Origin of the sequence: Shewanella baltica, from assembly GCF_900456975.1 — a bacterium.
Taxonomy (GTDB): domain Bacteria; phylum Pseudomonadota; class Gammaproteobacteria; order Enterobacterales; family Shewanellaceae; genus Shewanella; species Shewanella baltica.
The window spans coordinates 3,847,557-3,871,662 of record NZ_UGYM01000002.1 but is presented as its reverse complement, the minus strand read 5'-3'; the positions used below and the strand labels follow the sequence as shown (position 1 = coordinate 3,871,662).

10 protein-coding genes, 3 rRNA genes and 1 pseudogene are annotated in these 24,106 nt (G+C 46.9%); 8 read left to right on the top strand and 6 right to left on the bottom strand.

All coding sequences use genetic code 11. The features are described from left to right. Window positions 1–75 precede the first annotated feature (75 nt). The 4 genes from rsmE to DYH48_RS17240 all read right to left on the bottom strand — a co-directional run bounded on the left by rsmE (window position 76) and on the right by DYH48_RS17240 (window position 3,865). On the bottom strand, window positions 76–807 hold the full coding sequence (gene rsmE / locus DYH48_RS17255; protein ID WP_115335450.1) for a 16S rRNA (uracil(1498)-N(3))-methyltransferase: 732 nt from the start codon (window positions 805–807) through the stop codon (window positions 76–78). 6 nt (window positions 808–813) lie between these two features. Then, window positions 814–1,590, bottom strand: coding sequence for an endonuclease EndA (endA, locus tag DYH48_RS17250; RefSeq protein WP_370452678.1), 777 nt, complete (start codon window positions 1,588–1,590; stop codon window positions 814–816). Window positions 1,591–1,763: 173 nt separating this feature from the next. After that, entirely contained in the window at window positions 1,764–2,423 is a 660-nt protein-coding gene (locus DYH48_RS17245) for a SprT family zinc-dependent metalloprotease (RefSeq protein WP_115335448.1), read from the bottom strand. 275 nt (window positions 2,424–2,698) lie between these two features. Then, entirely contained in the window at window positions 2,699–3,865 is a 1,167-nt protein-coding gene (locus DYH48_RS17240) for a PA0049 C-terminal domain-containing protein (protein ID WP_115335447.1), read from the bottom strand. 330 nt (window positions 3,866–4,195) lie between these two features. On the opposite strand from DYH48_RS17240, the gene blaOXA reads away from it, so the two are divergent. Beyond that, window positions 4,196–5,068, top strand: a complete 873-nt coding sequence (gene blaOXA, locus DYH48_RS17235; RefSeq protein ID WP_115335446.1) for an OXA-548 family class D beta-lactamase — start codon at window positions 4,196–4,198, stop codon at window positions 5,066–5,068. Between the two features lie 164 nt (window positions 5,069–5,232). Here blaOXA and DYH48_RS17230 read toward each other — a convergent pair whose 3' ends face one another. Beyond that, entirely contained in the window at window positions 5,233–6,144 is a 912-nt protein-coding gene (locus DYH48_RS17230; protein WP_006082994.1) for a LysR family transcriptional regulator, read from the bottom strand. Window positions 6,145–6,265: 121 nt separating this feature from the next. On the opposite strand from DYH48_RS17230, the gene DYH48_RS17225 reads away from it, so the two are divergent. From DYH48_RS17225 to DYH48_RS17205, 5 genes and pseudogenes are all read left to right on the top strand, one after another. Beyond that, complete coding sequence (locus DYH48_RS17225; protein ID WP_115335445.1) at window positions 6,266–10,819, top strand: ATP-binding protein; 4,554 nt, start codon at window positions 6,266–6,268, stop codon at window positions 10,817–10,819. A gap of 946 nt (window positions 10,820–11,765) precedes the next feature. Beyond that, window positions 11,766–13,310, top strand: a 16S ribosomal RNA gene (locus tag DYH48_RS17220). Window positions 13,311–13,727: 417 nt separating this feature from the next. Next, window positions 13,728–16,632: ribosomal RNA gene (locus DYH48_RS17215) — 23S ribosomal RNA — on the top strand. A 138-nt stretch (window positions 16,633–16,770) separates the two neighbouring features. Beyond that, a 5S ribosomal RNA gene (gene rrf / locus DYH48_RS17210) occupies window positions 16,771–16,886 on the top strand. The 16S, 23S and 5S rRNA genes sit together here, the layout of an rRNA operon. 155 nt (window positions 16,887–17,041) lie before the next feature. Further along, window positions 17,042–18,068, top strand: a pseudogene (locus tag DYH48_RS17205) (IS630 family transposase). 380 nt (window positions 18,069–18,448) lie between these two features. Here the strand turns inward: DYH48_RS17205 and DYH48_RS17200 are convergent. After that, window positions 18,449–19,465, bottom strand: coding sequence for an IS110-like element ISSba19 family transposase (locus tag DYH48_RS17200; RefSeq protein WP_115333859.1), 1,017 nt, complete (start codon window positions 19,463–19,465; stop codon window positions 18,449–18,451). Window positions 19,466–20,011: 546 nt separating this feature from the next. Between DYH48_RS17200 and DYH48_RS17195 the strand changes: the two genes are divergently transcribed. Together DYH48_RS17195 and fusA are read left to right on the top strand one after the other, a co-directional pair. Next, window positions 20,012–21,466 carry a diguanylate cyclase gene (locus DYH48_RS17195; RefSeq protein ID WP_172481206.1) on the top strand — a complete coding sequence of 485 codons (1,455 nt, stop codon included), beginning with the start codon at window positions 20,012–20,014 and terminating at the stop codon, window positions 21,464–21,466. 440 nt (window positions 21,467–21,906) lie between these two features. Beyond that, on the top strand, window positions 21,907–24,000 hold the full coding sequence (fusA, locus tag DYH48_RS17190) for an elongation factor G (protein ID WP_006086012.1): 2,094 nt from the start codon (window positions 21,907–21,909) through the stop codon (window positions 23,998–24,000). Window positions 24,001–24,106 lie beyond the last annotated feature (106 nt).

The following is a 24,106-nucleotide window of genomic DNA, read 5'->3' as shown; positions in this document are numbered from 1 at the left end:
TGTCGCCGTTTGCAGGCAAAAAAGCATTTATTGGATAATGGGGTCTGTTATGCCAGCGCAGCTTGCGGCTGCGGTTTAGCCTAAATCACCAAATCTGAGTTGCAGCGCTGTAATGGCCGTGAGCGAGGCGGTTTCAGTGCGAAGCACTCTAGGGCCAAGCAACACATCGGTAAATTGATAGGTTTCTGTCATGGCGATTTCTTCCGCTGACAAACCGCCTTCTGGGCCTATTAACAGGCGCACGCGTGTGTGCGCTAAATCTAAGCCATTGATACCGTGTGCGGCACGTGGATGTAAATTGAGTTTCAGCGCCGAGGTTGGCTCACTGCACCAATCGTGTAAGTCCATCGCTGGGCGAACCACAGGTACTTGGCTGCGGCCCGATTGTTCACAGGCGCTTACAACGATTTTCTGCCATTGTTGAATTTTTTTCTCTAGGCGTTCGCCATTAAGCTTTACACCGCAGCGATCGGAAAACAGCGGCGTAATGGTATTCACACCCAGCTCGACCGATTTTTGAATGGTGAATTCCATTCTATCGCCACGGGAAATCACTTGGCCTAAGTGCAAGTTGAGTGGCGACTCAGATAAATTGGCCTCACAGGAAAGCAGTTTTACTGTGACATGCTTTTTACCCGCATCGACAATTTCAGCAAGATAATCATGGCCATCGCCATTGAATAGGCTGATATGTTCGCCGTTACCCATGCGCAGCACTTTGCCGATATGGGCCGCGCCATCTTCGTCTAAGTTCAACTGTTGATTGATGACTAATGGCTGAGGTTGATAAATTCTTGGGACTCTCATTCGACCTTACTCGGCTAGTTGTTGACGCAGTGGTGGCGCTTTACAGGCATTTTGCACAAAGGGGTTATGGTTGCCTTGAGTTTGCGCTATGGCGTTATCGCGTTTGCACTCAATAGTATCAACTGGATAGGTTTTATCCCATGCCTTAAACAATTTTAATTGGCTCGACGCGATTTTAAGCCCATAGGTCTGCTGCATATAGAGGTAGGTTCTGGCTATCTTGCCGCGGGCGTTTACGGGCGGCTGCGCCTGACGATTCTTAAAATCGACCACCATAGTGCATTGACCATACTGGTCGGCTTTACCGTTCCATTGGCTAAAACGGAAGTTACTGCGATCGCCGTTCACTTCACCGATGGCGGGCACTAAGTTGTGCATGTCCGCTTCCATCTTATTAAATTCGTTACTGTTATCGGCGCAGTTTTTACGCCCGCCCTTTTGCCAGCATTGGAGCTGATGGCCGAATTCCCAGGCGGGCACTATGTGTTCCCACTCGATACGGTTGGCGCGGGTTTCCTGTTTACGGACTTGATAACCGCAGCTGGCGAGATCGGGTTTCCACGATTTGCCTTTGATCTGAATATCGCAGCCACAGTAAAAACTGGTGGCGGGTAGAGTGCCTTGGCGACTTCCGGCGTAGAGCGCCTGCGACTTGGTTTTCGCTTGGCTGAAACTGCTGGGGTGTGACACTGAGGCGCTAGCGGGCACAGATGAGGTTGCGGCCCAAGTGATTAGGCACAACAAAAGTCGCCGCGAATTAACGGTTAAAGAAGTTTTGTTCAAAATTTATCCCAAAATAACAAACACTACGCGAGCCTTTGGCTCGTCTTTTATGGCGTGATGGTAAGGGAAATGCCGCTGCTTATGCAAATTGCGTCGTACTTTTTACTCACGCAATTCCCAAATGCTGAAATTCGAATTGTGGAGTGGGTGTGAGGATTGTGCGCGAAGAGGGCTTAGTTCGCCGTTAAATGGGCCTTACAACGTTTACAGATGTAACGGCTTTCACCGCGTAGCACCTTGTTATGGCGGCGAATACTCAACCGAATCGGTCCACAGGCGCAGCGATACTCCACGTCGCGACCTGCCACAGAAGTGGTATTGAAGCTGTGGGTGGTACTCGGGTTAACCTTAAATACCGTTAACATCAAAGATTGCCATTCTTTACCGTGGGGCTTGGTTTTACCAAAAAGCTGAAAACACAGTAAATGACAAATTTCGTGCGGTACAACTTCAGTTAGAAAAGCTTCGCTGTTTTCGCGTAGTAACACAGGATTGAATCGCAAACGATTCTGCTGCAGATGAGCCGTACCCGCGCTCTTTCCCCTGAGACTAAATTGAGTTACTGGGCGTGGGAAAGCGCGCTTAAGCGATATCTCCGCTTCTTGATAACAAGCTTCAATTCGCTCTAGTACTTGTATTTGCAGTGACGAGAGTGGGCGTGATGAACCGGTGAAAATATGTGCCTGAGCCAGATCTTGTACTGCTGGACTCGTTATCAGCTGCGACTTATCTTGGCTTTGGCCCAAGGCTGCGTATGTCGATTTTGTCAGAGGGGCGAGTGCTTCACTGCTGCGACGACGTAAAGTATTGAGTAAGTCTGCAGGTTTCAACATAGGGTTAGCGTTGGATCTCGTCGGTTAAAGGTAAACATTGAGTGCTTAACACTCATTTGGTTATAAAAGCATCAGTTATGAAGCGTCAGTTTTGAAGCTAATCCTATGTATGGCGCTTGGCTTCTGCGTTCGAACGCTTGTTCTTGCAATCCGCTCTTATACTCAGCCTTCCAAATCAGCGATTGAAATTAGCGCTTGAAATAAGAGTCAGGCCAAGCGTTCGCATCATAGCGAACGCTATCTGACAATGCCAGTTTCAGCCAGTGTGACTTGGCTTATAAACTCGCCGCCGCTTGCATCACCATAGTGCGCACTTGTTCGACTATGGCTTGCTCTGTATCGGCATCATAGCCTTTGACTCTTGGGGTGTGAATGTGGCCGACTTTCGCACGGCTATTAAACTTTTGCTGCAACACTATGGCGCGATAGGAAATTTCATTAGAAAGATAACCGCCGCCAGAGCCTTCGACTGACGTTTCGTTTTGCAGCTCATTCAATGATGTTGCACTAAACTCACCGCGGGCAAGGGTCGTGACAGTGTGGTTATCGTTGACTTTCCATTGGCCATCTTTTACTTGCATGGCGGCAACAGGCAGCGAGAATTCGACAAATTGCGGGCCGATAAAATCTTTGCCATTGAGCTTGGGGGCAACCGGTGCGGTTTTAGTGCCGCCAGTGAGGACATTTTGGTTATCGGGCGCCGCTGCACTGCGATTGCGGGCAGGGAAGCGTTCAATATCAAAGTCAGTTCGGCCCATGCTGACGGTAAATACAAATTGGGTTTTAGGATCGCGGTATATCGGGCTCAGTAGTGATTCGATAAGTCCTTGGTCAAAATCTTCAAAACGCACTGGCACCATAGCGGTTTCGATTTGCGCCGTTTTGCCATTTACATCAAAGCGGAAACCATCCAAGGCGAGGGCAACTAAGCCAGAAGGATTACTCTGGGTGATATCTTTGTCGAGAAAGAAAGGATCGAAACCCGTGAGGAAGATTTTGATTTGAACATCATCTGCATATTGAATATCGCTAAATCCCCGTGAGGCCTTTTCAACCGCACTCATTAATATATCATTTTGCCAATCGGCCATTTTAAAGTTGGCGCTGGTGCTCTTAAGACTATTAAGCATGGCAAGGCGAGCCCAATATAAAGGTCGGTCGTCAACATGACCTGACTGCACATCGCGTACCGCCTGTTGCCATAATCTATGGCCTTGGCGCGCCGCTAATTGGGTGGCGTCAACTTCGTTTTTCTTTGAGCTTAGTTGAGCCAGACCATCCTCAAGTGCTTGATAGCGAGTCACGACTTCGCCCATGGTTTTTTCGGCTGTGGGTAGGCGGGAAACTTCAACATCACCCAATAGCTGCACAGCACTGGCCGTATTGATCAAGCTACTGGTGAGGACTAGCGTTAACACTGGCTTCAATACTGGCTTCAACATTTTTGATTTCCCTGTAGTGATTAGACCTTATTGATTGGAAATGATGTTCATCTCGTCCACTGGAAGGCTCTTATGCCAAAAAGTATGCACTACAAGCTGAGGGTAATAAAGTTATGCTCAGTGATCTTCGTCATCTTATGCCAATATCTTCTATCTCATCATCTTCTCTTTCAAAGGCGCTGAGCTGACATCAGTCCTTCTATGGCAGAACTTACTTGCCTCTTTTTTGCCACAATTTGTCAGCAGTTTGCTAGGGCATGCAAAAACGCTAAGTGATAGCCTTAATCACTTTTTAGTTCTTTGGATTTTTTGTTTCTACAAGGAGACTTTATGCGTTCGTTCGCCATATCGACTGTGTTGGTGATGTCCTCACTGTTAGCGTCGTCAATCATTGCCGCCCCGACTTTTGCCTCAACAGCGGTGAAGAAGGAGTGGCAAGAAACCCGCAGTTGGGATGCCATTTTTACTCAGCATCAAGCTGAACCGCAACAAGCTAAACTGCAAAAAACTAAGTCCCAACAAGCCTCGGGCGTGGTAGCACTATGGAACGAAAACAAGCAACAGGGATATACCAACAATCTTAAACGTGCCAATCAAGGTTTTTTACCTGCATCGACCTTTAAAATCCCTAACAGTTTGATTGCGCTAGATCTCGGTGTGGTGAAGGATGAACATCAAGTGTTTAAGTGGGATGGTAAAAGCCGTGATATTGCCACTTGGAATCGTGACCACAACTTGATTACCGGGATGAAGTATTCGGTGGTGCCAGTCTATCAAGAGTTTGCCCGCCAAATTGGTGAGGCGCGAATGTCGAAGATGATCGCCTCCTTCGATTATGGCAATGAGGATATCTCGGGTAACTTAGATAGCTTTTGGCTCGATGGCGGTATTCGGATTTCTGCCACTGAGCAAATCGATTTCCTGCGCCGACTTTATCACAACAAAATACACGCTTCAGAGCGCAGTCAACGAATCGTTAAGCTGGCCATGCTCACCGAGGCGAATTCTGACTATATTATCCGCGCAAAAACCGGCTATGCGGTCAGAGCTGAGCCAAGTATTGGCTGGTGGGTGGGTTGGGTTGAACTCGATGATAATGCGTGGTTTTTTGCAATGAACATGGATATTCCCGACGCCGCAGGTTTGCCATTGCGCCAAGCTATCACGAAGGAAGTCTTAAAACTGGAACACGTTATTCCTTAGGTCATGCTAGGTTGCGTAAGCATCGCGTATCTAAACCTTGCGAGAATTGCGTATGAAGCTGCCTACTTGGCTGACATGAATCGTGATACTAAAAGCCTAGACTCAGATCTAGGCTTTTTTATTAGTTTTTTTTGAAACAGGTTTCCTTGATGCGACGGGAAACTCTAACCCATGAGGGATTGCAGGCTTTCTTGGCTGCTGAAGCGCTTTACGAAGAAGTCTAAGAAGACGCTGATGTTGGTGGCCAGTTGACGTCGACTCGAATAAACCCCGTAAACCTTAAAGGGTTCAATCGGCCATTCCTGTAAAATCGGTACTAGCTGTCCATTGGCGAGTTCGGTCTTACAGGCCGAATTGGATAACATGGCGATGCCAAAATCATCCATGGCTAACTGTTTTACCATGATAGGGCTGTTGACCCGCACTTTACGCTGGAAGTTTGCCATGGTTTTACGCGAACCTTTACCCAGTGGCCAAATCGGCGCCGAGCGGGAAGTCCCCAATAAAATGCCACTGTGCAGGCTGAGTTCTTTTGGCGTTGCGGGCGTGCCTTTGAGTTTTAAGTAACCTGGGCTCGCGACTAAAATCGGTTGGCGTTCAAACAGTAATCGTGCGACTAAGTCCGATGATTGAAGTGGGCCATATTTGATGGCTATATCATATCCTTCGCCGACCAAACCAATATCGTTGTCGGTAAACTGGACATCCAATTCAACATTGGGATATAAACGCATAAATCCGCTACAGAGGTTAGCGATTAGTTCTTGGCTAAATGACACCGGGATCGCAATCCGTAATGATCCTGACACATCATCGTGAGTATTCTCGATAACAGCCTTGGCCGCTTCCACCTCATTGCGAATGGAATCACAGTGTTGGTAAAAGAGTGCCCCGACTTGGGTCAGACTCAAGTTACGGGTGTCGCGCTGTAATAATCGCACGCCAAGTTGTTCTTCAAGCTGCGCGATTTTGCGACTTATGGTGGATTTTGGGTGGCCGGTTTCACGTGCAGCTTGGGAGAATCCCTTAGCTCTAACTACGGCTGCAAATAGCATCATACCGTTTAAATCTGGCATGTTTTTCCCACTGTCTCATATTTGGAACATAGCGTCTTATGCAGTTTAATGGCATTTGACGGGATAACAAAGTTATATTTATTGGCTAAAAATTTTCAGAGGCTAAGCAGAGGATCTTTTGATGACCAGCAATAATCAGCCCACACACATGACTCAAGCCCAAACGCCCGATCCGCTTTTTTTACAAGCCGAGCATTTGGCAAAGGATTTTTCTCTGTTTCCTAAGCACAGCAAACAGAGTTTATCGGAAGAAATTAAAGGTCTTTTAAATGAGGATGCCATTCAGGCAAACTTGAAAGACTTGGCATCGTTAGATGTCGACGGTTACGTTACTAAAGTGATCCAGCCGACCCAAGATAAAGGTCGTCCTGGTGCAAAACGTATCATTGCCGATCTTAAAGGTCGCTTGATTACTGAAACTCACTTGGGCTCTTTTTACAGTGCTGAGGTCGAGCTGAACTTCGGTTCACGCACTCGTCGTATTGGCTTTATCGCCCAAGAACGCACTACCGCAAACGGTGCTTGGATGCCTGAGCATCATTACGCCGCCTGTAAAGCAATTCGTCACTTTGCCGAATTGTCTATGCCAATTATCTATTTAATTGATACTCCTGGGGCGGATGCTGGCGAAATCGCTAACAGCCAAAACCAAGCGCATTCAATTTCTAAAGCTATCGCAGAAAGCGCCAACGTTGACGTACCGACAGTCGGTATTGTGATCGGTGCCGGTTATTCTGGCGGTGCGATTCCATTAGCGGCGGCGAACATTCTGTTGTCGTTGCGTGACGGTATTTTCAACACGATCCAGCCACAAGGTCTGCAAAGTATTGCCCGTAAGTACAACTTATCTTGGCAAGAATGTGCGAAATCTGTGGGGGTATCACCAGAAGAGCTTTATACCTCAGGTTGTATCGACGGTATTATCGACTTTTCACCGGGCGACCGTGATGAGCGTCAGCATAATCTGCGCCGCGCTATTATTAGCAGCGTAGAAGCGGTTGAGCGTGCAGCGATGAATTTTGTGCGTGAATCTAAAGATTTACGTGAACATTATGATCGCAGCTTAACCCGTTTCCTTAATCCATCTAAAAACTTGATGGCTTTGGAACTGAACGCAGAATTGGCTGTGGCAACGAGCCCGACCAGTCACCACAACCTGTTCGGTAGCGCCTATCGTTATCTGCGTTATTTAACGCTGCGTAGCCGTATCCATTCGATTTCTCAAGAACAATATGGTCGTCTGTCACGTGCTAGCGTGCCAGAAGGTGATCTGTTGGCGCGTATCCAACAAGAACAAGACCGTGTGTTCCAAGCTTGGTTATCTAACCCAGATAAACTGGTTTATGACGAAGAATTGAACAAATTGTGGACCACCTTTGTCGCTAAGCGTGATGAAGTGTCAACCGAGCGTAACATGCTGACACGTTTGATTTTGGGTGAACCAAAAGAGAACTATAAGAAAGCACGTAAGGCGCTGTTATTTAACATCAGCTGGTCTTTGTATCACCGCTGGAAGAGCAATGCGGCTAACAACTTTAAAGGGCTTATTCAGCACTTAGAAAGTTTGCCAAAGTCTGTGACTCAAGCTAAATGGCCTGAGCTGAATCAGCTGACCGTACTCGATGTGGTTGTGAATGAAGAGCTGCGTGAAGACTTTATTTGGCAATGCCATAACATTCTGATCTTCAATGCCTTGTACGACAACGTTGTCGGCAGCTTAGCGTCAATCGCGAAAGAAGCCATGATGTCGAAGAGTTTGTCACGTAATTCAGTGAACAACCTGCTGCACAAGTCAATTGACCATGCAATGTCGACACAAGATACCTCGAACGACAAAGCTAAGTTCTACAAGTGGCTTAAATACTTCATGGGTCAATCGAACCGTGCAGATTTATTAGTCCGCGTAGAACAGTGGAAGAGTGTGGGTTTCCCGCAGCTTAACGACAGTCTATTCGTGGTACTGACTTACTTCTTCGAACGTTTACTGCCTGAGTATTTCGATAGCGAAAGCGATACCAGTAAGTACACTGGCGCGATCAACCCTGTGCGTATCGGTCGTCGTAAGGACTTCTGGAACCGCTTGACCATGGGTTATCAGGATCTATTGATCCAAAAAGTGCTGCGTGACGAAAAACGTAAAGGCAACATGACTTGGGAAAATGTGGTTAAGCAGTTCTTTACCCATTTCGAAGAGATCAATGGCGACAAAATGTCGGCTAACTTGCTCAACTTCCCTGGCTTCCGTTTATCGATTGAAGACGCGTTAGATAAAGGCATTCGCCCATGTGGTTTGATCACAGGTATTGCTGACTTCAAAGAGAAAGGTCAAAAAGTGCGTGTGGGTGTGGCTGTGTCTAACACGGCATTCCAAGCCGGTGCATTCGATATGGCCAGTGCCGAGAAATTCTCAGCGCTGTTGATCGAGTGTGCTAAGCGTAAATTACCTGTCGTGTGCTTTATCAGTTCTGGCGGTATGCAGACTAAAGAAGGTGCCGCGGCGCTATTCTCTATGGCTGTGGTGAACGACCGTATCACGCGCTTTGTTCGTGATAACGAATTGCCAGTATTGATGTTTGGTTTTGGTGACTGTACCGGTGGTGCGCAGGCGAGTTTTGTGACTCACCCATTAGTGCAAACTTACTACCTGTCTGGTACTAACATGCCGTTCGCGGGTCAAATGGTGGTGCCAGCTTACTTACCATCAACGGCAACGCTGTCTAACTACTTGTCAAAAGTACCTGGCGCAATGGCGGGCTTAGTCCATAACCCATTCAGCGACAATTTAGACACTCAGTTAGCGGGTATCGATCCTCTGATGCCAATGCCTTCGGCAAAAATTAACGACGTGATCATCAATGCACTATCGACCTTAGTGGTTGAAGCTGCTGTTGAAGAAGATGTGATCGTACAGAACGATCCACGTAAGTTAATGAAGCCAATTAACAAAGTATTGGTACATGCCCGTGGCTGTACTGCGGTGAAACTGATCCGTAAGGCTCACGACAATAATATCAATGTGGTATTAGTGGCGTCTGATCCTGATATGACTTCAGTACCAGCCGACATGTTGAAAGACACCGACAAGTTAGTTTGTTTAGGGGGTAATACCTCGGACGAAAGTTACTTGAACGCTTACTCAGTGCTGAAAGTAGCCGAGTATGAGCAAGTGGATGCATTGCACCCAGGTATCGGTTTCTTATCTGAAAGCCCGCAGTTTGCTGCCTTATGTGTGAATAACGGTGTTAACTTTGTTGGCCCTAGCGTGCATTCAATGACGACTATGGGTAACAAGTCGAATGCCATTAAGACATCACAAGCGCAAAATGTACCTGTAGTGCCTGGTTCTCATGGCATTCTGACCAATGCTGAGCAAGCCATAAACGTGGCGAGCGAAATCGGCTATCCAGTACTGCTTAAAGCGGTACAAGGTGGTGGCGGTAAAGGTATTCAGGTAGTGAAACGCCCTGAAGACATGATTGGTCTATTCCAAAAAACTGCGACTGAAGCGGCTGCAGCCTTTGGTAATGGTGACTTGTACCTAGAGAAATATGTGACATCGCTGCGTCACATCGAAGTGCAGTTACTGCGTGACAAGTTCGGCAACGCCAAAGTATTAGGTTTGCGTGACTGTTCGGTTCAACGTAACAACCAAAAAGTAGTCGAAGAGTCTGGTTCAACTATGTTGCCAGATGAGCTGAAGAAACAAGTACTGGCTTATACCCGTGCTTTAGGTGACGCGACCGATTACATGGGCGCTGGTACCGTTGAGTTCATCTATAACTTAGATGCGAACGAAGTCTACTTCATGGAAATGAACACGCGTCTGCAGGTTGAGCATCCAGTAACGGAAGCCACTTCAGGTATTGATATCGTTAGCGCGCAGTTTGATATTGCCGCTGGCCGTTCAATTGAAGCGTTAGAGCCGAAAGAAATTGGTTATGCGATGGAAGTACGTGTGACGGCTGAGAAAGCGGCGCTCGATAGCCATGGCATACTGCAGTTGATCCCAAATCCAGGCAAGATCACTGAATGTGTGTTCCCAGAACATCCAGATGTGGAAATCATTTCGATTGCTGCGCCAGGTAAAGAAGTATCGCCATACTACGATAGCTTGATTGCGCAAATCATCATGCGCGGTGAAAACCGTGAAGATGTGATTGCCAAACTGTACGAATACTTAGACAGCGTAGTGCTGAAAGGCATCGCGACTAACATTCCGTTACTCAAGCTGATCCTCAAAGACGGTACCTTCAACGAAGGTGTTTACGATACTAACTATCTGCCACGTTTAATGGCTGAGCTGGATATTCCTGCGTTGATCGCTGAAATGGAAGCCGCTGCTGAAACTGTGGAAGTGGACACTGAGTCACTGCGTGTTGGTGAAAGTAACGAACTGAAAGTGTTAGCCCAAGGCGCAGGTATCTTCTATACCTCTTCTGCGCCAGGTGAAGCGGATTTCGTGAAAGAAGGTGACATAGTCACAGTCGATCAAACGCTAGCACTCACAGAAGCGATGAAGATGTTCTCGCAAGTGACCTTAGCCGGCTTTAACCGTCAGAGTGCAATTCTGTACCCTGAGGATAAGAAGTATCGCATCGAGCGCATCCTGAACAGCAATGGTCAGCAAGTGTCTCAAGGTGACTTACTCTTCGTGGTCTCGCCAGTTGAAGAATAAGCTCAGCGTTTAACGCAATAGCTGAATGAGAAAATACCCGCTACTGGCGGGTATTTTTTTAGCATTGTTATTTGGCGCTACTAGCTACTATATGAAAGAAGGTTACCACTCTTAATATATGACGGTTTTAATGAACCAACTTAGAGCCAAGAGCTAAGTTGATAATATACAAGTTACCAGTATCAGCTTTGTGTAAGACCAGTATCTCTAATTAATTCGGCAAAGAGTCTCTTTAATCAGCCGTTTGCCTATTAAAACTGAACAGGCAGCACCAAGAACCTAGCTTTGACCTCGATAATCAACGAAAACCCCATGCCTTATCCTTAGTAATACAGGCTAATCCAACCTCATATTAAGCTGAAACTGACTCAAAATTGAGCCGGGTGTGGATAAGTTTGGGGGTAAGTGGTGAGTATCTTGTGGCTAGCTTGAAGAATATGAATTAACTGCAAATTTCCTTAAAATAGGGGTTGCACACTTTCTCAATCTCCCTATAATGCGCATCCACTGACACGGCAGACAGCGAAAGCAAGCTGACGAGTTAGCTTGAATTGAATGGCTTACTCTCTGTTGAGAATGGCACTTAATTCAATCGCAGCAAGAAGTTGAAAAAAACTCCTTGACGCGAAACGGGAAATGCGTAGAATACGCAGCCCTAGCCAGCTGGAAGCGTTCGGCGCTCAGTGTGGTACTCAAGTTCTCTTACGAATATTGAGTTGCTCTTTAACAAGATAAAACAAGAAATCTGTGTGGACACTCACAGGTGTTGAGTTAATCGAAACTGCTTAACCTTCGGGTTGGCAGTCAAAAATTTAAATCAATGTAACAATGAGTGTTCATAGCAATATGTACAGTTTGTTTCAGCCCTTCTTTTATAAGGAGTGCGAGAAACAAAAAATCAGAATTCATTGAGCCGCTGAAGTCGTAAGACGGAAGCAAAAAACTTTAATTGAAGAGTTTGATCATGGCTCAGATTGAACGCTGGCGGCAGGCCTAACACATGCAAGTCGAGCGGCAGCGGGAAGATAGTTTACTATCTTTGCCGGCGAGCGGCGGACGGGTGAGTAATGCCTAGGGATCTGCCCAGTCGAGGGGGATAACAGTTGGAAACGACTGCTAATACCGCATACGCCCTACGGGGGAAAGGAGGGGACCTTCGGGCCTTCGGCGATTGGATGAACCTAGGTGGGATTAGCTAGTTGGTGAGGTAATGGCTCACCAAGGCGACGATCCCTAGCTGTTCTGAGAGGATGATCAGCCACACTGGGACTGAGACACGGCCCAGACTCCTACGGGAGGCAGCAGTGGGGAATATTGCACAATGGGGGAAACCCTGATGCAGCCATGCCGCGTGTGTGAAGAAGGCCTTCGGGTTGTAAAGCACTTTCAGTAGGGAGGAAAGGTAATAGTTTAATACGCTATTACTGTGACGTTACCTACAGAAGAAGGACCGGCTAACTCCGTGCCAGCAGCCGCGGTAATACGGAGGGTCCGAGCGTTAATCGGAATTACTGGGCGTAAAGCGTGCGCAGGCGGTTTGTTAAGCGAGATGTGAAAGCCCCGGGCTCAACCTGGGAATTGCATTTCGAACTGGCGAACTAGAGTCTTGTAGAGGGGGGTAGAATTCCAGGTGTAGCGGTGAAATGCGTAGAGATCTGGAGGAATACCGGTGGCGAAGGCGGCCCCCTGGACAAAGACTGACGCTCAGGCACGAAAGCGTGGGGAGCAAACAGGATTAGATACCCTGGTAGTCCACGCCGTAAACGATGTCTACTCGGAGTTTGGTGTCTTGAACACTGGGCTCTCAAGCTAACGCATTAAGTAGACCGCCTGGGGAGTACGGCCGCAAGGTTAAAACTCAAATGAATTGACGGGGGCCCGCACAAGCGGTGGAGCATGTGGTTTAATTCGATGCAACGCGAAGAACCTTACCTACTCTTGACATCCACAGAAGCCAGTAGAGATACAGGTGTGCCTTCGGGAACTGTGAGACAGGTGCTGCATGGCTGTCGTCAGCTCGTGTTGTGAAATGTTGGGTTAAGTCCCGCAACGAGCGCAACCCCTATCCTTATTTGCCAGCACGTAATGGTGGGAACTCTAGGGAGACTGCCGGTGATAAACCGGAGGAAGGTGGGGACGACGTCAAGTCATCATGGCCCTTACGAGTAGGGCTACACACGTGCTACAATGGCGAGTACAGAGGGTTGCAAAGCCGCGAGGTGGAGCTAATCTCACAAAGCTCGTCGTAGTCCGGATTGGAGTCTGCAACTCGACTCCATGAAGTCGGAATCGCTAGTAATCGTGGATCAGAATGCCACGGTGAATACGTTCCCGGGCCTTGTACACACCGCCCGTCACACCATGGGAGTGGGCTGCAAAAGAAGTGGGTAGCTTAACCTTCGGGGGGGCGCTCACCACTTTGTGGTTCATGACTGGGGTGAAGTCGTAACAAGGTAGCCCTAGGGGAACCTGGGGCTGGATCACCTCCTTACCTATACGACTAACTTAATTCTTGGTCGAAAAATGCTCCTGCATTTTCGACATTCGGTACATCCGTGTACCTTTTGAGTGTTCACACAGATTGCTTGTTTATCTTCTCTTAGGAGAAGTCAGAGCTGAATGCGCCGCTAGCCGGTACGCATTGTTCTTTAACAATTTGGAAAGCTGATAGTATGTAACGTGATGATGTCTGTCGTCATGTTACTTACAAACCGATGTAAACGTGGAAACGTTTGCATCATGAGTTCTCAAACACTTTATTAAGTGTCTTGAATATTCAAAAAGTAAATTATTCTTAGTTGAATAGTTTACGTCTAAGGCGCGTCCACTTCTTTGGTCAGAAGTGAGACAAGTAAAACCAAGCTGGTCGCAATGCGACTCAGGTGAGTGAAACTCATTTGGGTTGTATGGTTAAGCGACTAAGCGTATACGGTGGATGCCTTGGCAGTCAGAGGCGATGAAGGACGTAGTAACTTGCGAAAAGCGTTGGCGAGCTAGTAACAAGCATTTGAGCTAACGATGTCCGAATGGGGGAACCCAGCAGCATAAGCTGTTATCGCAACATGAATACATAGTGTTGCGAGGCGAACCCGGGGAACTGAAACATCTAAGTACCCGGAGGAAAAGAAATCAACCGAGATTCCCCTAGTAGCGGCGAGCGAACGGGGATTAGCCCTTAAGTCAGTGGGGTGTTAGTGGAATGTGTTGGAAAGCACAGCGGCACAGGGTGATAGCCCCGTACATGAAAACTAACCATTGATGAAAACGAGTAAGGCGGGACACGTGACATCCTGTTTGAATATGGGGGGACCATCCTCCAAGGCTAAATACTCCTGACTGACCGATAGTGAACCAGTACCGTGAGGGAAAGGCGAAAAGAACCCCTGTGAGGGGAGTGAAATAGAACCTGAAACCGTATACGTACAAGCAGTGGGAGCGGTTCTTGAGACCGTGACTGCGTACCTTTTGTATAATGGGTCAGCGACTTACATTTTGTAGCGAGGTTAAGCGAATAGCGGAGCCGTAGGGAAACCGAGTGTTAACTGCGCGTTTAGTTGCAAGGTGTAGACCCGAAACCCGGTGATCTAGCCATGGGCAGGTTGAAGGTTGAGTAACATCAACTGGAGGACCGAACCGACTAATGTTGAAAAATTAGCGGATGACTTGTGGCTGGGGGTGAAAGGCCAATCAAACCGGGAGATATCTGGTTCTCCTCGAAAGCTATTTAGGTAGCGCCTCGAGCGAATACCATTGGGGGTAGAGCACTGTTAAGGCTAGGGGGTCATCCCGACTTACCAACCCTTTGCAAACTCCGAATACCAATGAGTACTACTCGGGAGACAGACGGCGGGTGCTAACGTCCGTCGTCAAAAGGGAAACAACCCAGACCGTCAGCTAAGGTCCCAAAGTACTAGCTAAGTGGGAAACGATGTGGGAAGGCTTAGACAGCTAGGATGTTGGCTTAGAAGCAGCCATCATTTAAAGAAAGCGTAATAGCTCACTAGTCGAGTCGGCCTGCGCGGAAGATGTAACGGGGCTAAGCTAGTCACCGAAGCTACGGGTGCATTTCATTAGAGATGCGCGGTAGAGGAGCGTTCTGTAAGCCGTTGAAGGTGAAGGGGTAACCCACGCTGGAGGTATCAGAAGTGCGAATGCTGACATGAGTAACGATAAAGGGGGTGAAAAACCCCCTCGCCGAAAGACCAAGGGTTCCTGTCCAACGTTAATCGGGGCAGGGTGAGTCGACCCCTAAGGTGAGGCCGAAAGGCGTAATCGATGGGAAACAGATTAATATTTCTGTACTTCCGCTAACTGCGATGGAGAGACGGAGAAGGCTAGGCTAGCGCGGCGTTGGTAGTCCGCGTTTAAGGTGGTAGGTTGATTTCTTAGGCAAATCCGGGGAATCGCACTTTAGTGTGCAGACTGAGAGCTGATGACGAGGTCCTAAGGGACTGAAGTAGTTGATGCCATGCTTCCAGGAAAATCTTCTAAGCTTCAGGTTAGTGGGAATCGTACCCCAAACCGACACAGGTGGTCGGGTAGAGAATACCAAGGCGCTTGAGAGAACTCGGCTGAAGGAACTAGGCAAAATGGTACCGTAACTTCGGGAGAAGGTACGCTCCTGTTGGTGATGAGACTTGCTCTCTAAGCTGACGGGAGTCGCAGATACCAGGTGGCTGCAACTGTTTATCAAAAACACAGCACTGTGCAAACTCGCAAGAGGAAGTATACGGTGTGACGCCTGCCCGGTGCCGGAAGGTTAATTGATTGGGTTATCGCAAGAGAAGCTCATGATCGAAGCCCCGGTAAACGGCGGCCGTAACTATAACGGTCCTAAGGTAGCGAAATTCCTTGTCGGGTAAGTTCCGACCTGCACGAATGGCGTAATGATGGCCACGCTGTCTCCAGCCGAGACTCAGTGAAGTTGAAATTGCGGTGAAGATGCCGTATACCCGCGGCTAGACGGAAAGACCCCGTGAACCTTTACTATAGCTTGGCACTGAACATTGAACCTACATGTGTAGGATAGGTGGGAGACTTTGAAGTTGTGACGCTAGTCATGATGGAGTCGTCCTTGAAATACCACCCTTGTAGTTTTGATGTTCTAACCTAGGTCCCTTATCGGGATTAGGGACAGTGCCTGGTGGGTAGTTTGACTGGGGCGGTCTCCTCCCAAAGAGTAACGGAGGAGCACGAAGGTTGGCTAAGTACGGTCGGACATCGTACGGTTAGTGCAATGGCATAAGCCAGCTTAACTGCGAGACATACACGTCGAGCAGGTACGAAAGTAGGTCATAGTGATCCGGTGGTTCTGAATGGAAGGGCCATCGCTCAACGGATAAAAGGTACTCCGGGGATAACAGGCTGATACCGCCCAAGAGTTCATATCGACGGCGGTGTTTGGCACCTCGATGTCGGCTCATCACATCCTGGGGCTGAAGTCGGTCCCAAGGGTATGGCTGTTCGCCATTTAAAGTGGTACGCGAGCTGGGTTCAGAACGTCGTGAGACAGTTCGGTCCCTATCTGCCGTGGGCGTTGGATGATTGAAGGGAGCTGCTCCTAGTACGAGAGGACCGGAGTGGACGAACCGCTGGTGTTCGGGTTGTCATGCCAATGGCATTGCCCGGTAGCTACGTTCGGAATCGATAACCGCTGAAAGCATCTAAGCGGGAAGCGAGCCCTAAGATGAGTCATCCCTAGGAATTTAATTCCTCTAAAGAGCCGTTCGAGACTAGGACGTTGATAGGCATGGTGTGTAAGCGTTGTGAGGCGTTGAGCTAACATGTACTAATGACTCGAGAGGCTTAACCATACAACCCAGATGGGTTTTACTGAAAGCCTTAGACAGAATATCGACACTTGATGAAGTGCGAACTCAAACAAAGCAAATCAGCTTTCCGAATTATTATTAACGTGGTCCAGAGATGGACACGGTAATAAACAGAATTTGCTTGGTGACAATAGCCTTGTGGAACCACCTGATCCCATCCCGAACTCAGAAGTGAAACGCAAACGCGCCGATGGTAGTGTGGGGTCTCCCCATGTGAGAGTAGGTCATCGCCAAGCGCCTAATTATCTCATTGAGATGTAACGAAGCCAGCTGAATAAGCTGGCTTTTTTGCGTCTGCAATTTGTCAATTTCAGCCTAGTTTGTCCTCAATTTATATCATATATATTAATTATGTGATCTAATTAGTTGTCACTTTTTAATCATACGAAATATGAATAATCCCAACATTGCAGCCTTAGTGAAATCAGAGAAAAGCGCACGCAAACGTATGCGCTATCTTGCCTTACTTAATTTCAGCGAAGGTCATTCTCGTACCGCTATCACAAGCATGCTCAGGGTCAGTAGAACCAGTGTGAATCGATGGATATCCACCTATTTAGCTCAAGGTTTAAGTGGTCTAGACGATACGCCTAATCCGGGCCGTCCTTCGATATTGTCCACCGCACAACAAGCTAAGCTCAAAATGTTCGTACAGCACCAAAGCTTACCAGAATAGGGTGGCAGGTTGATGGCCAAGGACGTCGGCCATTATATCCAGACTGAATTTGGCGTGACGTTCAAGCAAGCGAATATCTATCGTTTGCTACATCAACTCGGCTTTTCATGGATGACCACTCGCTCTCGCCACCCCAAACAATCCGAAGCGGCACAAGAGGCTTTTAAAAAACTTCCGGATGGCAACGATCCTTAACACGCCTGGGCATGTTGCGCTCGATCGCATTGACGTTTGGTTTCAAGATTAAGCCCGATTTGGCCAACAGAATACAACCACCTGTATTTGGGCTAAGAAAGGCACTCGTCCAAGGGCTGTCAGGCAGCAACAATTTAATCTGCTTATTTATATGGCGCTGTGTGCCCAACAACCGGCGCGACACAAGCCATTATTGCCCCACATGCCAATCGCGAATATATGTACGAACATTTAAAGCTGATCTCAACCGCAACACCATTCGGACGCCACGTGCTGGTTATTATGGGCGGAGCAGGCTGGCATCAACAGGATTTGACCGATGACTTTGATAATCTCACCCTCCTCAAGTTGCCTCCTTATTCACCGGAGTTGAATCCAATAGAGCAGGTATAGCAATGGCTGCGTCAGAATGTGTTAGCCAATCGTTGTTTTAGTGGCTATGACGACATTGTCGAGCAGTGTTCTAGCCGCATGGAATACCTTCATTGAGAAGAAAATAAGAGTGATAGAATTGTGTACTAGACAGTGGGCAACGCTGACCAGTTAATTAATGTAATTGGTATAGCAGCAATGTTAGGGCTTTCGTATCTGGAATTTATCTATTTCAATCGTCGCGGCCGTCCCGTCCAGCAGCATCCCTGCTTAACAGCCCAGCTCGGCATATATGGACCCATCCGGTTTGCAAGACATTCGATAGCGATTTTGAGAAGAGTTCATTGCACCCATATATTCGGCCTGTTATTGAGGTATGCCTCTGGCCCTGATGGATATCTGCTTCTACTGTCCTTATCATCCTTGCGGCTTCATTATGAGCCTATACCGAGCTAAGGTTTTCAGTAGATCAGTCTGACTGTCTCATCATCAATTCAAGTGTCTTAGCAACTTGCTGGTTGGTTAATTATTAACGTTTATTGAATCTATTCAGCACTATACTGGAAGTCGATATTCTTCGTCATGCGCCGCGATAACCCATGCCATTCTCGCGAGTTTATTGGCGACGGCTACACAGGCTCGGTTAAAACCTCGGCGTTCTGCTAACTGGATTGCCCAGCAACTAAATTTATCCTGTTTATGACAACTGTGCTGTAACACAGCTCTGGCGCCGTGGATGAACAGGGTACGTAAGTAAGCATTTCCCCGCTTGCTTATTCCAAGGAGGTTATCTTTACCTCCACTGCTGTGTTGCTTGGGAACCAAGCCACACCAAGCTGAAAAGTGTCTACCATTACTGAAATCTTTACCATCACCTGCGGCGGCATAAAAGGCGGTAGCGGTGACTGGACCAATACCTGGGATAGTTTCTAAACGCTGGCAAATCACATTGTTCTTAGTTTCAGTGAGCACTTGAACGTCACAACCCTTAAGCCGTTTTTCTATATCACTAAACTCTTCATATAACTGATAAAAAATGGCCCGACCTTTGGTAGTCAGCGCATTGGTTTCATCCGCTAAAATATCTGGAAACTGTACTTTAAAAGCCGATTTACTTTTGGTTATCACAATGCCGTATTCCGCTAACATCCCTCTGACTTGATTGATTAAGGCGGTTGATTGTTTAGTTAATCGTTCGCGCATGCGGTGGAGCAGTTGCACATCTTGCTGCTCAACGCTTTTGGGTTTTACAAACCGCATGTTGGGTCGCTGCGCAGCTTCAGCGATGGCTAGCGCATCGTTGTAGTCATTTTTATTACCTTGCCGAAAAGGCACCACAAATTGAGGTGCGATTAGCTTGACGTTATGGCCCAACAGCTCAAATTCTCTGGCCCAGTAATTTGCTCCACCACAGGCTTCCATCACAATCAGACACGGCTCAATTTGAGCAAGAAAGGAAAGTAAGTCCTTGCGTCTAAGCATTTTCTTTTTGATTAACTTGCCTGCTTTATCGACACCAACAGCATGAAAAACAGACTTTGCGATATCTAAACCAATTGTAGTAATCTTCATAAGTGGACCCGTCCTCTTTCTGATGAGTTTTAGCGACTACATCGTGGCCCACTGTGAGGCCGATTAAAAGTGGATGGGTCCATTCCATTATCCATGCCTCTCGTTCATGGGCTTATCGCTGCGCGATATTTCACCCGCCAACATAAAGATGAAGGCCTCTACAGCAATGTAGAGGCTTTTTTCGTTTCGGCATATTAGACAATATCACTTTTGCCAAAACGATTGCGGGTTTGCTTTATCTTTATAGACAGGTACATCCTCGATATCACTATCAATTCATTGCGTCCTGTTAGGCTCATTAAAGCTGAAAGCCCAAATCTGAAATCTGAAAAAAAGTGATACTAAGCTTCCTCACTCAAGAGGTTTTCTTTCCAGTCTATACACCCCTTATTGCGTCGCGCAGGCACATATTTCAGCGTTTTGAGCCGACTATTGATAAATAACCGCTACACACTCGTAATGATGGGAATTGGTATTATGCGGTTTTCACGTATACACTTTTTTTACATTCCCCATCGAGCGTCTGCTTTTAGGTTGAAACTATCAATGGAATTGCGTGGCTTATTGAGGTTATTGCCGCTATTGATTTGTACGCCATTACTGGCTCATGCCGACCGTTTAGCGATGGCGAATGCTAAGCTTGCTAGCCAAGACGTTAGCGTTAGCATAACTCAGATAGTCCGTTATTGTGTTGATCCTGACTGGTTACCCTATGAAGGAATCCGAGAGGGTAAACATCTGGGGATTTCATCAGATTATATTGATTATATCGAATCGCATTCCTCCCTTAAGTTTCAGCTGGTGTCGACTTCCTCTTGGACCGAGACCTTATCTTTTTTGCAAAGCGGGCAGTGTGATTTAACCCCTATGCTGAATAAAACCCTGATACGAGAGACTTATCTGCACTTCAGTGATGTCTATTTCCGCTCTCCTAATGTATTAGTGTCACTTAAAGATCAGCCTTTCTTGCAAGGATTTGAGAATATTGGCGCGCGTACTTTAGCCGTGCCAAAAGGTTATCGTTTAGCCGAATATATTCAGCATTATTATCCTCAAATTGAGACGCTTACTGTGGCCAGTGAGCCAGCAGGATTGCAGTCGGTGCTGGATAAACGTGCCGATCTGTTTGTGGGATCGATGTTTTCGGTTAACTCCTACATCCAACAAACTGGATTTAATCATTTGAAAATAGCTGGTTGGGGCGGACCAGAAGATGAGTTGCGGATGGGGGTTGCCTATGGTCAAGAGTCCTTGTTACCTGTGATAAATAAGGCCTTAAATGCTGTGAGTGAGCAGGAGCGGATCTTGATTTATCAGAAGTGGAATAATGTGACTGTAATAGATGAGACTAACTATTCGCTTGTTTATCAAGTTATCTGCGCGACGTGTTTGTTATTGCTAATGTTGGGGGCAAGAACTTACTTTATCAGCCAGTATAACCGTAGACTCACCGATAAGAATCAGCAGCTCGAAACCTTACGAAAGCAGCTCGAGGCTTCAAATGCCGAACTCGAGTTTTTATCTACCCATGATCCCCTGACCAAGTTGTATAACCGACATTACTTTAATCGCCTGTTTATTAATAATGAGCAGCATGATAAATCTGCTAAAGCAGGCATGTGCTTGGTGATGATTGATATCGATTACTTTAAAGAGATTAATGACACGCTAGGGCATAACGTCGGTGATCGGATCCTTGAGCAAGTGTCGCAGGTGCTACAGCACTGTGTGCGTGAATCTGATGTGGTTGCACGTTGGGGCGGCGAAGAGTTTGTGATCCTCTGTCAGCATTCATCTTTACCCTTAGTTGAAAGCTTGTGTGTGCGGATAGCTGAGAGGATCAAACATTATCAATTTACTGACAATGTGCAGTTAACTTGCAGTTTTGGCGTCGCTAAGCTTGCCGATAACGAACCTATGATGTTGTGCTTTGAACGTGCCGATCGCGCGCTTTATCGTGCTAAAGCGCAAGGGCGTAATCAAATGTGCACCGACAAATAAGCATTTCCGCAAGCGTGATTTGCCGTTATCTGAGCAAATGGCTTCCACTCAGTTGAATCAATGATGTCATCTTTATTTTAAAGAAAGGATCAGCATTATTGCGCCAGCAGTAATGCATGTCGGTTAATGTTCGATGTTTGTACTGACGATATGTTAGAAATCCCTTGAAAATCGCCTTATCCCATTAGAATGCGGTTTATTTAACGATTTTTATCGATTGGGCGAAAAATAAGCTAAAGTGTTTTACTCATTTGTTTTAGTTAGTATTTATGACAATTTCCTTAAATTATTACGCGACTTTATCGTGAAAAAGTAGTCTAGCCATTTGCGCCGAGAAGGGTTCCAATTTACAATATGCGCCTAAAATAATCTGATGTGCGGTGTGTCGGTGTTTGTCGCATACTCCGTCTACTTCTTAAACTACTCATTAAAGTTGAATCATGACCGAATTATCCAAATACAGAAACATTGGTATCTTCGCTCACGTTGACGCGGGTAAAACCACGACCACCGAGCGTATCCTTAAGCTAACCGGTAAAATCCATAAAATCGGTGAAGTTCACGATGGTGAATCTACCACTGACTTCATGGTACAGGAAGCTGAGCGCGGTATTACTATTCAGTCTGCTGCTGTAAGTTGCTTCTGGAAAGATCACCGTTTCAACGTTATCGACACCCCAGGACACGTTGACTTCACAGTTGAAGTTTATCGTTCTCTGAAAGTGCTTGATGGCGGTATCGGTGTATTCTGTGGTTCAGGCGGTGTTGAGCCTCAATCAGAAACTAACTGGCGCTATGCGAACGAATCTGAAGTTGCTCGTATCATCTTCGTAAACAAGTTAGACCGTATGGGTGCTGACTTCTTACGTGTTGTTAAGCAAACTAAAGACGTATTAGCTGCAACTCCACTGGTTATGGTTTTACCAATCGGTGTTGAAGATGAATTCACCGGTGTTGTTGACCTGTTAACTCGTAAAGCATACGTGTGGGATGATTCTGGTCTGCCAGAAAACTTCGAAGTATTAGACGTGCCTGCTGACATGGTTGACATGGTTGAAGAATACCGTGAAATGCTGATCGAAACAGCTGTTGAGCAAGACGATGCAGTGATGGAAGCGTACATGGAAGGCGAAGAGCCATCTATGGAAGACATCAAGCGTTGTATCCGTACTGGTACTCGTAAACTTGCATTCTTCCCAACATACTGTGGTTCTGCGTTCAAGAACAAAGGTATGCAACTGGTTCTCGATGCTGTTGTTGATTATTTACCAGCACCAGATGAAGTTGATCCACAACCACTGACTGACGAAGAAGGCAACGAAACTGGCGAATTCGCTATCGTTTCTGCTGATGAGCCATTGAAAGCGTTAGCGTTCAAAATCATGGATGACCGTTTCGGTGCCCTGACTTTCGTACGTATCTACTCTGGCCGTCTGAAGAAGGGTGATACCATCCTGAACAGCGCGACTGGCAAGACTGAACGTATCGGCCGTATGTGCGAAATGTACGCTGACGACCGTATCGAAATTGAATCAGCTCAAGCTGGCGACATTATCGCTATCGTGGGTATGAAGAACGTTCAAACTGGTCACACTCTGTGTGATGTTAAACACCCAGTTACGTTAGAAGCTATGGTGTTCCCAGAGCCAGTTATCTCTATCGCAGTAGCGCCAAAAGATAAAGGCGGTTCTGAGAAAATGGGTATCGCTATCGGTAAGATGATCGCTGAAGATCCATCATTCCGCGTAGAAACTGACGAAGATTCAGGTGAAACCATCCTTAAAGGTATGGGCGAGCTTCACTTAGATATCAAAGTAGACATTCTGAAGCGTACTTATGGCGTTGAATTGATCGTAGGTGAGCCACAAGTTGCTTACCGTGAAACCATTACTCAAATGGTTGAAGATCAATACACTCACAAGAAACAATCTGGTGGTTCTGGTCAATTCGGTAAGATCGAATATATCATTCGCCCAGGTGAGCCAAACACTGGTTTCGTGTTCAAATCTTCAGTAGTTGGTGGTAGCGTTCCGAAGGAATTCTGGCCAGCAGTTGAGAAAGGTTTCGCGAGCATGATGAACACAGGTACTATCGCTGGCTTCCCAGTGTTAGACGTTGAGTTCGAATTAACTGACGGTGCATTCCACGCAGTTGACTCATCAGCAATCGCGTTCGAAATCGCTGCTAAAGGCGCTTTCCGTCAGTCTATCGCTAAAGCTAAACCACAACTTCTTGAGCCAATCATGAAAGTTGACGTGTTCAGCCCAGATGACAACGTGGGTGACGTGATCGGTGACTTAAACCGTCGTCGCGGCATGATCAAAGACCAAGTTGCTGGTGTAACAGGTGTTCGCGTTAAAGCTGACGTACCGTTATCAGAAATGTTCGGTTATATCGGTACTTTACGTACAATGACTTCTGGTCGTGGTCAGTTCTCTATGGAGTTCTCACACTACAGCCAATGTCCAGCTAGCGTAGCTGAGAAAGTTGTTGCTCAAGTTAAAGAACGTAAAGCTGCTGAAGCTAAGAAGTAATTTTTAACTTAACTAAGCTAATATTTTATTAGCTTAGTTAGCTAATAAAAACCGCTGTCGGCCTCTAGGCTAGCAGCGGTTTTTTTATGGGTGAGATCCAACGGTC